Source organism: Burkholderia pulmonis (genome assembly GCF_984667975.1).
This window is the reverse complement of record NZ_OZ480186.1, coordinates 2467907-2482387: the sequence shown is the minus strand read 5'-3', so window position 1 is coordinate 2482387 and position 14481 is coordinate 2467907. Positions and strand designations below refer to the sequence as shown.

At 67.2% G+C, this 14481-nt stretch carries 11 protein-coding genes and 1 tRNA gene; 10 read left to right on the top strand and 2 right to left on the bottom strand.

The window, feature by feature from the left end:
- Positions 1-41: 41 nt before the first annotated feature.
- Together AC5LXK_RS11475 and AC5LXK_RS11470 are read left to right on the top strand one after the other, a co-directional pair.
- A complete protein-coding gene (locus AC5LXK_RS11475; RefSeq protein WP_493388932.1) occupies positions 42-869 on the top strand; it encodes an EI24 domain-containing protein in 828 nt (275 codons plus the stop codon).
- Positions 866-1681, top strand: a complete 816-nt coding sequence (locus tag AC5LXK_RS11470; protein ID WP_493388931.1) for a competence/damage-inducible protein A — start codon at positions 866-868, stop codon at positions 1679-1681. The genes AC5LXK_RS11475 and AC5LXK_RS11470 overlap by 4 nt, the downstream gene beginning before the upstream one ends.
- Positions 1682-1796: 115 nt before the next feature.
- On the opposite strand, the gene AC5LXK_RS11465 is transcribed toward AC5LXK_RS11470, so the two are convergent.
- Entirely contained in the window at positions 1797-2261 is a 465-nt protein-coding gene (locus AC5LXK_RS11465) for a rhodanese-like domain-containing protein (protein WP_493388930.1), read from the bottom strand.
- 406 nt (positions 2262-2667) lie between these two features.
- Here AC5LXK_RS11465 and glnA point away from each other — a divergent pair, with 406 nt between their 5' ends.
- The 4 genes from glnA to AC5LXK_RS11445 all read left to right on the top strand — a co-directional run bounded on the left by glnA (position 2668) and on the right by AC5LXK_RS11445 (position 9132).
- Complete coding sequence (gene glnA / locus AC5LXK_RS11460; protein ID WP_011352587.1) at positions 2668-4083, top strand: type I glutamate--ammonia ligase; 1416 nt, start codon at positions 2668-2670, stop codon at positions 4081-4083.
- A 160-nt stretch (positions 4084-4243) separates the two neighbouring features.
- On the top strand, positions 4244-5386 hold the full coding sequence (gene glnL, locus AC5LXK_RS11455) for a nitrogen regulation protein NR(II) (RefSeq protein ID WP_493388929.1): 1143 nt from the start codon (positions 4244-4246) through the stop codon (positions 5384-5386).
- A 37-nt stretch (positions 5387-5423) separates the two neighbouring features.
- The gene (gene ntrC, locus AC5LXK_RS11450) at positions 5424-6935 is read left to right on the top strand and encodes a nitrogen regulation protein NR(I) (protein WP_493388928.1); all 1512 of its coding nucleotides are present in this window, start codon (positions 5424-5426) and stop codon (positions 6933-6935) included.
- 88 nt (positions 6936-7023) lie between these two features.
- Positions 7024-9132 carry a prolyl oligopeptidase family serine peptidase gene (locus AC5LXK_RS11445; RefSeq protein WP_493388927.1) on the top strand — a complete coding sequence of 703 codons (2109 nt, stop codon included), beginning with the start codon at positions 7024-7026 and terminating at the stop codon, positions 9130-9132.
- Positions 9133-9153: 21 nt separating this feature from the next.
- On the opposite strand, the gene xth is transcribed toward AC5LXK_RS11445, so the two are convergent.
- The gene (gene xth / locus AC5LXK_RS11440) at positions 9154-9930 is read right to left on the bottom strand and encodes an exodeoxyribonuclease III (RefSeq protein ID WP_493388926.1); all 777 of its coding nucleotides are present in this window, start codon (positions 9928-9930) and stop codon (positions 9154-9156) included.
- 183 nt (positions 9931-10113) lie between these two features.
- Here xth and AC5LXK_RS11435 point away from each other — a divergent pair.
- From AC5LXK_RS11435 to AC5LXK_RS11420, 4 genes are all read left to right on the top strand, one after another.
- Positions 10114-10190 (top strand) — tRNA-Met (locus tag AC5LXK_RS11435).
- Between the two features lie 209 nt (positions 10191-10399).
- Complete coding sequence (locus tag AC5LXK_RS11430) at positions 10400-10918, top strand: sigma-70 family RNA polymerase sigma factor (RefSeq protein ID WP_493388925.1); 519 nt, start codon at positions 10400-10402, stop codon at positions 10916-10918.
- Entirely contained in the window at positions 10915-11883 is a 969-nt protein-coding gene (locus AC5LXK_RS11425) for a FecR domain-containing protein (RefSeq protein WP_493388924.1), read from the top strand. The genes AC5LXK_RS11430 and AC5LXK_RS11425 overlap by 4 nt, the downstream gene beginning before the upstream one ends.
- A gap of 114 nt (positions 11884-11997) precedes the next feature.
- Complete coding sequence (locus tag AC5LXK_RS11420; protein WP_493388923.1) at positions 11998-14478, top strand: TonB-dependent siderophore receptor; 2481 nt, start codon at positions 11998-12000, stop codon at positions 14476-14478.
- The last annotated feature ends 3 nt before the right edge of the window (positions 14479-14481 follow it).

Sequence of the window (14481 nt, the reverse complement as noted above, 5' to 3'; positions counted from 1 at the left end):
GTTTATCCTTTCCCCGTTTTTCTCCGTCGATACAGGTTCGCATGAACGACTTGCTGCGCTCCTTCATCCGGGCGCTCGCCAGCGCGCTGCACCCGCGCATGCTGTGGCTCACCCTGATGCCGTTCGTCGTCTCGGCGCTGCTCTGGGGCGCCGTGCTGTGGTTCTCGTGGCAGACGCTGATCGACGCCGCGCGCGGCGCGCTCGACGGTTTCGTGCTGACGGCCGCGCTGTATCGCGCGTTCGATGCGATCGGCATGTCGCAGCTGCATGCGGTCGTCGCGCCGTTCGTGGTCGTGTCGCTCGCGATCCCGCTGATCGTGCTGACCGTGCTGCTGCTGATCGCGACGATCTCGATGCCGGTCGTGATCAAGCACCTGTCGAACCGGCAGTTCGCGGCGCTCGAGCCGAAGCGGGGCGGCACTTTCTTCGGCAGCGCGGTCAATTCGCTCGGCGCGGCGATCGTCGGCGTCGTGCTGCTCGTCGTCACGATCCCGCTGTGGCTGATCCCGCCGTTCTTCGCGCTGCTGCCGCCGGTGATCTGGGGCTGGCTCACCTATCGCGTGATGACTTACGACGCGCTCGCGCTGCACGCAAGCCGCGACGAGCGCCGTGCGCTCGTGCGGCAGCACCGCTGGCCGTTGATCGGCATCGGCGTCGCGACCGGGCTGCTCGGCACCGTACCGACCTTCGTGTGGGTGTCGTCGGTCTGGATGATGGTGCTGTTTCCGTTCGTCGCGGCGGCCATGATCTGGGTATACGCTTTCATCCTCGTCTTCTCGGCGCTGTGGTTCGGGCACTATTGCCTGCGCGCGCTGGAGGACCTGCGCGCGAGCTCGCGCGCCACCGCAATCGACATGGGGCAGGCATGAGCATCGGCATCATCATCATCGGCGACGAAATCCTTTCGGGCCGCCGGCAGGACAAGCATCTGGCGAAGGTCATCGAGCTGCTCGGCGCACGCGGCCTCGCGCTCGACTGGGCCGAATACGTCGGCGACGATCCGGCGCGCATCACGGCGACGCTCGCACGCGCGATCGCGTCGGGCGACATCGTGTTCTCGACGGGCGGGATCGGCGCGACGCCGGACGACCATACGCGCCAGTGCGCGGCGGCCGCGCTCGGCGTGCCGCTCGAACTGCATCCGGAAGCGAAGGTGCTGATTTCGGAGCGGATCCGCGAAACGCACGCCGATCAGGCCAAGCCGGTCGACTTCGACTCGCCGGAGAACCAGCACCGCTTCAACATGGGCGTGTTCCCGGCGGGCGCGACGATCATCCCGAACGGCTATAACCGCATTCCCGGCTTTTCGGCCGGCGACCTGCACTTCGTGCCGGGCTTCCCGGTGATGGCCTGGCCGATGATCGAATGGGTGCTCGATACGAAGTACGCGCACCTGCACCACGCGACGCCGCATGCCGAGCGCTCGCTGTACGTGTTCGAGCTGCCTGAATCGACGCTCACGCCGCTGATGGAGCGCATCGAGCGCGATTTCCCGGGCGTGCGCGTGTTCAGCCTGCCGAGCGTCGGCGACGCGGAGCGCGGCGGCATCTACGCGCGCCGCCACATCGACCTCGGCGTGAAGGGCGAGCCGGAAGCGGTCGCGGCTGCATTCGTGAAGCTGCGCGAAGGCGTGCACCTGCTCGGCGGCGACGTCGTCGAGCCGGACGCACCGCGCGCCTGAGCGGCCGGCCAGGCGGCTGCACAAAAGCCACGGGCCGCGCAACGCGGCCCGTCATCGGCGTGTCATCGCCCGGCTCGACGATGAGGTTGTCGCAGCCGGTCGGCGCAGTGTGCCGTCAGGCACCGATCCACGGCAGTTTACGGAAGCACCAGCCGTCGACCGTCTTGCGGTGGCCTTCGGCGTCCTTCGCGCCCTCGAAGCCTTCGAGCAGGTCGAACGCTTTCGTGAAGCCGGCCTGTGCGGACGCGACCGCGGCGAGCTTCGAGCGCGCGGCGCTGCGGCACAGGAACAGGATCGGCGTATCGGCCGGGAGGGCCGCCTTCAGTTCGTTGACGAATTCGGCGTTCGGCACGCCGCCCGGGTAGCGCGTCCATTCGAGATGCAGGTACTGGCCGTCGCCGACGAGCGGGCGGCCGATCCAGTCGAGTTCGGCGCGCGTGCGCACGTCGACGAGGCGCGCCGACGGGTCGAGCTGCAGCAGTTCGAATGCCTCGGCCGGCAGCAGCGCGCCGGCGTAATTGAGCGCGCCTTGGGCGCGGCGTTCGTCGGCCTTCGCGTAAAGCTGGTCGAGCGTACTCATGGCAGGGAGTCTCCGTAGCGGTCAAACGAACATTCTAGCGCGGCGTCGCGGCACGGACGCCCGCATGCGGCACGGTGCGCGCACGACCCACGCGTTCACCAAAAGAGTGCAGAATGGCGTGCATGCACCAGAATGATTCGGTGGATGCGGCGGGTGACGGCGATTGCACCGTCTCGGTGCGTTCGACGAGCGGCCGGTGCGGCGCGAAGCCCCGGAATCGCGCAGCCCGGCCCTGTCGTGGCGAGCCCTGGCGCGATTTGCGCGCATCGTTCGCAGAGGTGGCACGGAAGCTGCTATATAGAATTCGGTCGAATCGGGGCGCGCTGCGCCAAAGCAAGACCCCGGTCAGCTCGATAAACGAGGCGGTTCCCAGTCCGCCGGAATTGTTCAATCAGGAGAAGAGGTTATGAGTAAAACCGTCGCCGACGTCATGCAGCTCGTGAAGGACGAGGACGTCAAGTTTGTCGATTTCCGCTTCACGGATACGCGCGGCAAGGAACAGCACGTGTCGGTGCCGGTTTCGGCGTTTGACGAAGACAAGTTCGAAAGCGGTCATGCGTTCGACGGTTCGTCGATCGCGGGCTGGAAGGGCATCGAGGCGTCGGACATGCTGCTCATGCCGGACCCGAACGCCGCTTTCGTCGACCCGTTCTATGAAGAGTCGACCCTGGTCCTGACCTGCGACGTGGTCGAGCCGGCCGACGGCAAGGGCTACGAGCGCGACCCGCGTTCGCTCGCGAAGCGCGCGGAAGCGTACCTGAAGAGCACGGGCATCGGCGACACCGCCTACTTCGGTCCGGAGCCGGAATTCTTCATTTTCGACTCGGTCCAGTGGAGCACGGACATGTCGGGCTGCTTCGTGAAGATCAACTCCGAAGAAGCACCGTGGTCGTCGGCCAAGGAATTCGAAGGCGGCAACACGGGCCACCGCCCGGGTACGAAGGGCGGCTACTTCCCGGTCGCGCCGGTCGACACGTTCCAGGACATGCGTTCGGAAATGTGCCTGCTGCTCGAACAGCTCGGCATCCCGGTCGAAGTGCACCACCACGAAGTGGCGGGCCAGGGCCAGAACGAAATCGGCACGAAGTTCTCGACGCTGGTCGAGCGCGCCGACTGGACGCAATGGTCGAAGTACATCATCCATAACGTCGCGCACTCGTACGGCAAGACGGCGACGTTCATGCCGAAGCCGATCGTCGGCGACAACGGTTCGGGCATGCACGTCCACCAGTCGATCTGGAAGGACGGTCAGAACCTGTTCGCGGGCAACGGCTATGCCGGCCTGTCGGAAATGGCGCTGTTCTACATCGGCGGCATCATCAAGCACGCTCGCGCGCTGAACGCGATCACGAACCCGACGACGAACTCGTACAAGCGTCTGGTCCCGCACTTCGAAGCACCGGTCAAGCTCGCCTACTCGGCACGCAACCGCTCGGCCTCGATCCGCATTCCGCACGTGTCGAACCCGAAGGGCCGCCGTATCGAAACGCGCTTCCCGGATCCGATGGCGAACCCGTACCTGTTGTTCTCGGCACTGATGATGGCGGGTCTGGACGGGATCCAGAACAAGATCCATCCGGGCGAAGCAGCGGACAAGAACCTGTACGACCTGCCGCCGGAAGAAGATGCAAAGATCCCGACCGTGTGCGCGGGCCTCGACCAGGCGCTCGAAGCACTCGACAAGGATCGCGAGTTCCTGACGCGCGGCGGCGTGTTCACGGACGGTATGCTCGATGCCTACCTCGCGCTGAAGGAGCAGGAGCTGGCGAAGTTCCGCATGACGACGCACCCGATCGAGTTCGAGATGTACTACTCGCTCTAATCGGCGATGGCGCTTCGATTCAGCGCCGTCATGCCGGTTCGTTCCCGTCGCGCGGCCTGCGGCGGGAACGGCGGAGTCTGAAAGGGGCGGCGTCCAGCCGTCCCTTTTTTGTTCCGACGATTTTCATTTTCTGGCCCGGTGAGGCGCGACAAGCACGCAGATGGTTCTGAAGAATCTGATCAAGGCGAAAGCGGGGCAACCCGAGCGACTGGCGGACGACGAGCGGCTCGCACGCTCGGGCCTGCTGGCGGGGCTGGAAGCGTTGCCGACGGTCGTGATCGTGCTCGACCGCAAGACGCTGCGGATCGCGTTCGCGAACCCGTCGGCGGAAGCGATGCTCGACATCTCGCGCCGGCAGCTCGCACAGCGGCCGTGGGTCGAGATCTTTCCGAATGCGAACGAGCTGGCGTCGACGATCACCGCGATCGGCGAGGAGCGCTTTCACGCGACGCACCTCGATACCGTGCTCGACCGGCCCGGCCGCGAACCGCTGCACGTGCATGCGATCGTCGGCTTCCTCGAGACGGCGCCCGATTTCGTGCTCGTCGAGCTGTTCGAGAACGAACGGCAGTCGCGCACCGACCGGGAAGAGCGCATCCACGACCTGACCGCGGTCAACAAGCAACTGATCCGCAACCTCGCGCACGAGATCAAGAACCCGCTCGGCGGCATTCGCGGCGCAGCCCAGCTGCTCGAATTCGAGCTGGGCGAGCGCGAGCGCGGCGAGTTGCGCGAATACACGCAGGTGATCATCAAGGAGTCGGATCGCCTGCAGACGCTCGTCGACCGGTTGCTGGAGCCGCACCGGCATCCGCACATCGTCGGCGACGTGAACATTCATGAAGTATGCGAACGCGTGCGCGCGGTGATGCTCGCGGAATTCCCGCGCGGGCTCACGATCGAGCGCGACTACGACGTGAGCGTGCCGGACCTGCGCGGCGACAAGGAGCAGCTGATCCAGGCGTTGCTCAACATCGTGCGCAATGCCGCGCAGGCGCTGCGCGACCGGATCGCGCAGGGCGACGCGAAGATCGAGCTGCGCACCCGCATCGCGCGCAAGGTGACGATCGCGAAGCGCCTGTACCGGCTGGCACTGGACTTGCATGTGATCGACAACGGGCCCGGCATTCCGGAAGAGATCCGCGACCGGATCTTCTACCCGCTCGTGTCCGGGCGCGAAGACGGCAGCGGCCTCGGCCTCACGCTCGCGCAGACGTTCGTGCAGCAGCACGACGGGATGATCGAGGTCGAAAGCCGGCCCGGACGTACCGAATTTCAGATTCTGCTGCCGCTCGACCATTGAGCGGCGGCTTTGCGATTCACCCATATCTGACCGACCTATGAAGCCGATCTGGATAGTAGACGACGACCAATCGATCCGCTGGGTGCTTGAAAAGGCACTCGCCCGGGACAGCTTCGCGACGAAGAGCTTCGCGAACGTGCGCGATGCGCTGGCCGCGCTCGACCACGAGACACCGCAGGTGCTCGTATCCGACATCCGGATGCCGGGCGGCTCGGGCCTCGAGTTGCTGCAGGCGATGCACGAGCGCCTGCCGGGCCTGCCCGTCATCATCATGACGGCGTTCTCCGATCTCGACAGCGCCGTTGCGGCGTTCCAGGGCGGCGCGTTCGAATATCTCGCGAAACCGTTCGACGTCGACAAGGCAGTCGAGCTGATCCGCCGCGCGGTGGAAGAAAGCCTGCGCGGCGGCGCCCCGCAGGACGAGCGCGTGGCCGAGGCGCCCGAGATGCTCGGCCAGGCGCCCGCGATGCAGGACATGTTCCGTGCGATCGGCCGTCTGTCGCATTCGGCCGCGACCGTGCTGATCACCGGCGAGTCGGGCACCGGCAAGGAGCTTGTCGCCCGCGCGCTGCACCGTCACAGCCCGCGCGCGAACGGCCCGTTCATTGCGCTGAACACTGCGGCGATTCCGAAGGACCTGCTCGAATCCGAGCTGTTCGGCCATGAGCGCGGCGCGTTCACCGGCGCGCAGACGACGCGGCAGGGCCGCTTCGAGCAGGCCGAGAACGGCACGCTGTTCCTCGATGAAATCGGCGACATGCCGTTCGACCTGCAGACGCGCCTGTTGCGCGTGCTGTCGGACGGGCAGTTCTATCGGGTCGGCGGGCACAACCCGTTGCGCGCGAACGTGCGCGTGATCGCGGCGACCCACCAGAATCTCGAGTCGCGCGTGCGGCAGGGGCTGTTCCGCGAGGATCTTTACCACCGGCTCAACGTGATCCGGCTGCGCCTGCCGCCGCTGCGCGAGCGCAGCGAGGACATCGCGCTGCTCACGCGCCACTTCCTGCAGAAGAGCGCACGCGATCTCGGCGTCGAGCCGAAGCGCGTGTCCGACGAAGCGCTCGCGTACCTGACGTCGCTCGCGTTTCCGGGCAACGTGCGGCAGCTCGAGAATCTCGCGAACTGGCTGACCGTGATGGCGCCTGCGCAGACGGTCGAGATCAAGGACCTGCCGCCCGACCTCGTGCCGGCCGGAGCGTCCGGTACGCCGGTCGTCGCGACGGGCGACGGCGCGGATGCGCTCGGCAGCGGCGGCGGCGCGGTGGCCGTGCAGCCTGCGACCGGTGCAATGCCGGTGGCGGTTGCGTCGAACGGCAGCGCGCCGGCCGGCTACCCGGTGTGGGAGCATGGCCTGCGTACCGAAGTCGCGCGGCTGTTGCGCGAGAATTCGGCCGACGTGATGGACGAGCTCGCGCGCCGCTTCGAGGCGGCCGTGATCCGCGAGGCGCTCGACTTCACGCGCGGCCGCAAGGTCGAGGCCGCGGAGCGGCTCGGCATCGGCCGCAACACGATCACGCGCAAGATCCAGGAACTGCACCTGGAGTCCTGAGCACGATTCGCGGCATGCGCGGGCATCGCGCATGCCGCGATCGGACATAATCGCGGTTTGCACGTCGTTTGCCATTCCGCCGAAATCCATGTCCGATTCCTTCCGCTGGCCCGCCGGGGCCGACCCGTTCCGTTTCCTCGAAGCGCTCGACAGCAAGCGTGCCCGCACGTGGGTCGACGAGCAGAATGCGCGTACGCGCGCCGCACTGCGTGACGACGATGCGTATCGCGCGCTGACGGCGCGTCTCGCGAAAGCGTATCTGCCGCGCGAACGCCCGGTGATTCCGACCCGCTGGCGCGACTGGGCGTACGACCTGTGGCAGGACGATCTCCATCCGAAGGGGCTGTGGCGCCGCACGCGCTGGGACGACTGGCGTGCCGGCCGTCCCGAGTGGGAAACGCTGCTCGATGTCGACGCGCTGGGCGCGGAAGAGGGCGAGTCGTGGGTGTTCGAGCAGGAGACGATCCTGTATCCGGACGGCGATCGCGTGCTGCTGTCGCTGTCGCCGGGCGGCGCCGACGCGGTCGTCGTGCGCGAGTTCGATCTCGTCGAGCGCCGATTCGTCGACGACGGTTTCACGATCGACGAGCCGGGCCATCACACGGTTGGCTGGATCGACCGCGACACCGTCTACGTGAGCTGGGATCGCGGCGAGGCTCACGCGACCGCGGCCGGCTATCCGTATGAGGCGCGACGCTGGGTGCGCGGCACGGCGCTCGCCGACGCGCCCGTCGTCTTCAGCGGCGAACCCGACGACATCAGCGCGGGCGCGTGGTTCGATCCGATCGACAACCGCCACGTCGCGTGGCGCAGCGTCGATTTTTTCGACGCGCATGCGTACTGGCTGACCGAAGCGGGCGAGTGGGCACGCTACGACGTGCCGACGCATGTCGAGGTCGGATTCTGGGAAGGCTGGCTCGTGCTGGAGCCGCGTCTCGACTGGGATTGCGACGGCGTGCACCATGCAGGCGGCTCACTGCTCGCGATCCGCGAGCAGGCATTCCTTGCCGGGGCGCGCGAGTTCACGACGCTGTTCGCCCCGCAACCGACGACGTCCGCGTGCACGTGGACGCACACGCGCACGACGCTGATCGCGAGCTGGCTCGACGACGTGCACAACCGCACGATGCTGTGGCAGCCGCGGCAGGCCGACGACGGTACGTGGACGTGGGACGCACGACCGTTCGAATGGCCGGGCGACGCGCAGATCGACGTCGAGCCCGTCGAGGCGACGCTGAACGACGAGGTGTACGTCGACGTCGATACCTATCTCGATCCGCCCGAATGCTGGCTGGCCGATCTTGCCGACCGCGCGGACGATGCGCCGTCGCGCCGCGTGCTGCTCGACCGGCCGCCGGTGCAGTTCGATGCGGCCGGCCTCGTCGTGCGCCGCGCGAGTGCGCGCTCGCAGGACGGCACGGTGGTGCCGTACACGCTGATCGGGCCGCGCGATGCGCTCGATCCTGCCGATGGCGCCACGCGCGTCGCACGGCCGTGTTTGCTGTCGGGCTATGGCGGCTTTGCGATCCCGAACCTGCCGGGCTACAGCGACGCGTTCGGCATCGGGTGGCTCGAACGCGGCGGCGTGATGGCGTTCGCGCACATCCGCGGCGGCGGCGAGTTCGGGCCGCGCTGGCACGTCGACGCGCAGCGCGAACACCGGCAGCGCTCGTTCGACGATTTCATCGCGGTGGCCGAGGATCTGGCCGCGACCGGCGTGACGACCGCCGCGCAGCTTGGGATCGAGGGCGGCAGCAACGGCGGGCTGCTGGTCGCCGCATGCATGATGCAGCGGCCGGAGTTGTTCGGCGCGGTGCTGTGCCGCGTGCCGCTGCTCGACATGCAGCGCTATCCGAAGCTGCACGCGGGCGCCGCCTGGCTCGACGAATACGGCGATCCTGACGATCCGCGCGAAGGCGCGGCGCTGGCCGCGTATTCGCCGTATCACCGCGTGCGCGAAGGTGTCGTGTATCCGCCGTTGTTGCTGACGACCTCGACCCGCGACGACCGCGTGCACCCCGCACACGCGCGCAAGATGGCCGCGCGCATGCATGCGCTCGGTCATGAACGGGTGTGGTACTGGGAGAACACCGACGGCGGCCACGGCAGTGCCGACGATCTGGAGCGCGCGGAAGCCGATGCGGCCGAATTCGGCTTCCTGTGGGCCCATCTCGGGCCGGCGCCCGCGCGGTGCTGAACGCGCGGGCGGATTGAACGATCAGCCGACGATCGCGACGACGGGTGTGTGGTCGGACGGCTGTTCCCACGTGCGCGGCGTGCGGTCGACCTCGCACGACGTGCAGGTTTCCGCGAGCGCCGGCGACAGCAGGATGTGGTCGATGCGCAGCCCCGCATTGCGGCGGAACCCCATCATCCGGTAGTCCCACCACGTGAAGGTTTTCTCGGGCTGCTCGAAGCGGCGGAACGCATCGACGAAGCCGAGTTCGATCAACTGCGCGAAGTGCGCGCGCTCCTGCGGCGACACGAGATTCTGGCCTTCCCATTTCGCGGGATCGTGTACGTCGCGGTCTTCCGGCGCGATGTTGTAGTCGCCGAGCAGCGCGAGCTTCGGGTAGCGCTGCAGTTCGGTGCGCAGCCACGCCTGCAGCGCGTCGAGCCACTGCATCTTGTAGGCGAACTTGTCGGAGTCGGGCGCCTGGCCGTTCGGAAAATAGGCGGATACGATGCGCACGCCGTCGACCGTCGCGGCGACCACGCGCTGCTGCGGATCGTCGAAACCGGGGATGTTGCGCACGACGTCCGATTCGTCGACGTTCAGCGACTCGCGCGCGAGGATCGCGACGCCGTTGTAGGTCTTCTGGCCCGTGAACCAGCTGCGGTAGCCGGCTGCCTCGAGATCGGCGCGCGGGAATTTCTCGTCCGGCAGCTTCAGTTCCTGCAGGCACAGTACGTCGGTGCCGCTTTGTGCGAGCCAGTCGAGTACGTGCTGTTTGCGGACGTTGAGCGAGTTGACGTTCCAGGTGGCGATTTTCATGAACGGGAGTGTGCGTGCGGCGTGAATGCAAAGGCCGCCATCTTACCGCGAGCATGCGGCGCGAACGCGCGAGTCGTGCGGGGTGGCGAACCTGCCGTGCGCTGCCGTCCCGGAGCGTGAAGAAGAAATTGTGACAAAGGTATTGACGTGAGTACTTCCTCACCCTATAATTTATTTCTCTGACGCGGGGTGGAGCAGTCTGGCAGCTCGTCGGGCTCATAACCCGAAGGTCGTAGGTTCAAATCCTACCCCCGCAACCAAGCACATCAGGCGATGTGCAGCGCAAATGACCGATGCGCACCTCGTCTACAAGAACCCGGCCCCGTGCCGGGTTTTTTGTTTTCTGCGTCCGGAATGCGAGACATCCGGACGGTCCCGCTTGCCATGGCATCCCGCTGTCCCATAAAATGAATGAGAATCATTATCGTTATTGGGCGACACGGCTAGACCGGGCCGCGTCGGGGAACGGATGGGTGTCATCGAAAGCCATGCGCTGCGGGATTTCCGCGCGCTCTACAACGATCATCACGGCTGGTTGCGTGGCTGGCTGAGGAAGCGGCTCGGCAACGCGTGCGATGCCGCCGATCTCGCGCACGACACGTATCTGCGCGTGCTTGCCGCGGGTACGACACCGCAGCCGGAGGATTCGCGTCGCTATCTGACGCAGATCGCGAACGGCCTCGTGATCGATCTCCATCGCCGCCGGCGAATCGAATCGGCCTATCTCGACACGGTGCGGCGCCTGCCCGAGCCCGACACGCCTTCTCCCGAAACGCGTGCGCTCGTGATCGAGGCGCTGTGCGAAATAGACGCGATGCTCGACCGCTTGCCGTCGAACGCACGCACGGCACTGCTGCTGTGCAAGCTCGACGGCCTGACGTATCGCGAGATTGCTGCGCGGCTCGGCGTGTCGGTATCGTCCGTCGAAAAATACATCGCAACCGCGTTGCGCGCTTGTTACGCAACGCTTTACGGGGATACCGCATGAACCGGCGGCAGCAGGGCGAGCCGTTGCCCGGAGCGGTCGTCGAGCGCGCGGTCGAATGGCTGGCGCGCCTGTGGTCGGGGGAGGCCACGGATGAGGATCGGCGCCGGTGCGCGGCATGGCGCGCAGCCGATCCCGACCACGAACGCGCATGGCAACGGCTCGTCGGCATCGACGCGAAACTGGGCGGCGTGCCGGCCGATGCGGCGCGCGACGTGCTGCTCGCGCAGCCGGCCCGGCCGGCGCGTCGGCGGGCGATGCGTACGCTCGGCTGGGCGATCACGCTCGGCGGTGCGGCCTGCGGTGTGCGCGGCACGCGTCTCTGGCAGTCGGCGACGTCCGATTATGCGAACGACGTCGGCGAGGTGCGAAAGATCATTCTGGCGGACGGCACACGCATATGGCTCGATACGGCGAGCGCGATCGACGTGCGGTTCGGTGAGCACGAGCGACGCATCGTGCTCGTGCACGGCGGCCTGTATGTCGAGACTGCGCACGATCCGTCGCTCCGGCCATTTCGCGTCGAAACCCGTTCAGGTGTCGCGCTGGCGCTCGGCACGCGCTTCGCCGTACATGACGACGGAGCGGCCGCGCGCGTCGACGTGTTCGAGGGGGCGGTCGAAATCCGGCCGGCCCGTGCGGCCGGGCAGGCATGGCGGCTCGATGCCGGCGACGCCGCGCGATTCGATGCGGACCGCATCGCGGCACGCATGCCGGCGGACGTGCAGGCGAACGCGTGGACGCAGGGCAGGCTGATTGCCGAGCGCATGCCGGTCGATGCATGGTGCGCCGAGCTGGCGCGCTATCGGCCCGGCGTGCTGCGCTGCGACCCGTCGCTCGCGCGACTGTCGGTGTCGGGCGTTTTCTCGCTGACCGACACCGATCGCGCGCTCGCGAACCTGCGAACTGCGCTGCCCGTGGCGGTCGTCTATCGCACGCGTTACTGGGTCACGGTCGTGCCGCGTTGAGCGGCAGCGCGCATCCCGGCAAAAAAATTTCGTCCGGCGATTGAGGGTTTCGGCGGTTCGTTCGGAATACCAGAAGCACCTTCGCATCATTCCGAACCCAAAGGATTCTTCATCATGGCGTTTCGCCGGTTTACCCCGCCCGCATCCCGTCCCGCATTCCGAACCGCGCGTCGCTGCGCAGCCGCACGCGCGCTCGAACCGGCAATCGTCGTCGCGCTGACGTTCGCGATGTCGCCCGGCGTGCAGGCGCAGCCTGACGATCCGCCGCCGCGCGTCGATACCGACGACCGGCGCGCGTACGCGATTCACGCCGGCCCGCTCGACGTCGTGCTGAACCGCTTCGCAGTCGCCGCCGGCATCGAGCTGGTCAGTGACGCGGCGCTCACGCGGCAGATCGCGAGCGACGGGCTGAACGGGCGCATGAGCGTGTCCGAGGGATTCGCCCGCCTGCTCGCGCCGCACGGACTCGAAGCCGTGCGTACGGATGGCGGGTATCTGGTGACGCGCCGCGCGACGGTCGCGCCGCTGTCCGCGCCGGGCGTGGGGAACGACGGCGCGACGCTGCCGGCGATCATCGTGAACGCACGAGCCGCTGCGCTGCCCGAGGTCTACGACGGTGGCCAGGTCGCTCGCGGCGGCCGGCTCGGCATGCTCGGCAATGCCGACTTCATGGATGCGCCGTTCAACATCACCAGCTACACGTCGGAACTGATCGCGAACCAGCAGGCCAGTACGGTTGCCGACGTACTGGAGAACGACCCGTCGGTGCGCTTCACGACCTCGACCGGCCACCTGATCGAGAACTACACGATCCGCGGCTTCAACGTGATCGCCGACGATCTCGCGTTCAACGGAATGTACGGTCTCGCGCCGTACGGCCATTCGCCCACCGAGTTCATCGAGCGCATCGAGGTGCTGAAAGGGCCGAATGCGCTGCTGAACGGCATCTCGCCGAGCGGCGGCGTGGGCGGGGCGATCAACCTCGTGCCGAAGCGCGCGGGCGATACGCCGCTCGCACGGCTCACGACCGATTACATCTCCGATGGCCAGTTCGGCGTGCATGCGGATCTTGGCCGGCGCTTCGGCGATCGTAACCAGGTCGGCATCCGCGTGAACGGCGCGTATCGCGACGGCCGCACGACGATGGACGGGCAGGGCAAGAAGCGCGAACTGGCGTCGCTCGCATTCGACGTACGCGGCGAGCGTGCGCGCTTCTCGCTCGACGCCTATACGGACACCGAGCGCTTCGACAACGGCAGCCCGTGGATGGCCTCGTTCGCGAGCAGGGTCGTGAGCCCGCCTTCGCCCGGGACGAACCTGCTGCGCGGCGCGTGGGGCAAGCTCGACAACCAGGCGGTCGTCGCGCGCGGCGAGATCGACCTGACCGACCGGATTACCGCGTACGCGGGGATCGGCGGCCTCAGCTATCGCTACTCGGGTTTCATCAACGGCACGCGGGCCGGCGCGATCCAGCCGGACGGCAGCTATCGCGCGGTGACCTACAACCAGAATGGCTATACCGATACGACGTCGATCGAGGCGGGGGCACGCGCGAAGTTCCGTACGGGGCCCGTCAGCCACCAGGTGTCGGTCGGTGTGACCTCGCTGCAGATCGAGGCCGGCACGATCAACCGCACGAGCGCGACGTTCGCGTCGAACATCTATGCGCCGATCGATCCGCCGCTCGCGCCGTCGCCGGGCGCGGCGCCGAAGACGTCCGAGGCCGCGCTGACGAGCGTCGCGGTGGCCGATACGCTGTCGGTCATGCGTGACAGCGTGCAACTGACGCTCGGTCTGCGCAGTCAGCGTGTCCACGCGAAAACCTACGCGGCCGCGACGGGGTTGAAATCCGCGGACTACAACGAAACCGCGCTGACCCCCGCGTTCGCGCTCGTCGTTCGGCCGTTCGGGCCGGACGTATCGCTTTATGCGAACTACGTCGAGGGGCTCACGCAGGGCGACACCGTCACCGACATCACCGCGAAGAACTACGGCCAGATGTTCGCGCCGTACAAGAGCAAGCAGGTCGAGGTCGGTGCGAAATGGGAGACCGACACGTTCGCGAACACGCTGTCGCTGTTCCAGATCACGAAGCCGAGCATGTTGAAGGATCCCGCGACGAACCTGTACAGCGCGGACGGCGAGCAACGCAACCGCGGCGTCGAGTGGAACGTGTTCGGCCAGGTGCTGCCGCGGCTGCGCGTGCTCGGCGGCGTCGCCTACACGCAGGCGTTGCTCACGCATACGGCCGGCGGCGCATATGACGGCAATACGGCGTTCGGCGTACCGAAATGGACCGCGAACCTCGGCCTCGAGTGGGATGCACCGTGGGTGCGGGGCCTGACGCTGTCGAGCCGGGCGGTGGCGACGAGCGCACAGTTCGTCAACTCGACGAATACGCAGCGCATTCCCGGCTGGACCCGGTTCGATCTCGGCGCACGCTATGCGACCATGGTGGCGGGCAAGCCGGTCGTCGTGCGCGGCGCCGTCGAGAATGTCGCGAACCGCACGTTCTGGGCCGGCTCGTTCAACGACGGCTTCGTCACGCAGAATGCGCCGCGCACCTTCAAGGTGTCGGCCACCATCGATTTCTGAGGT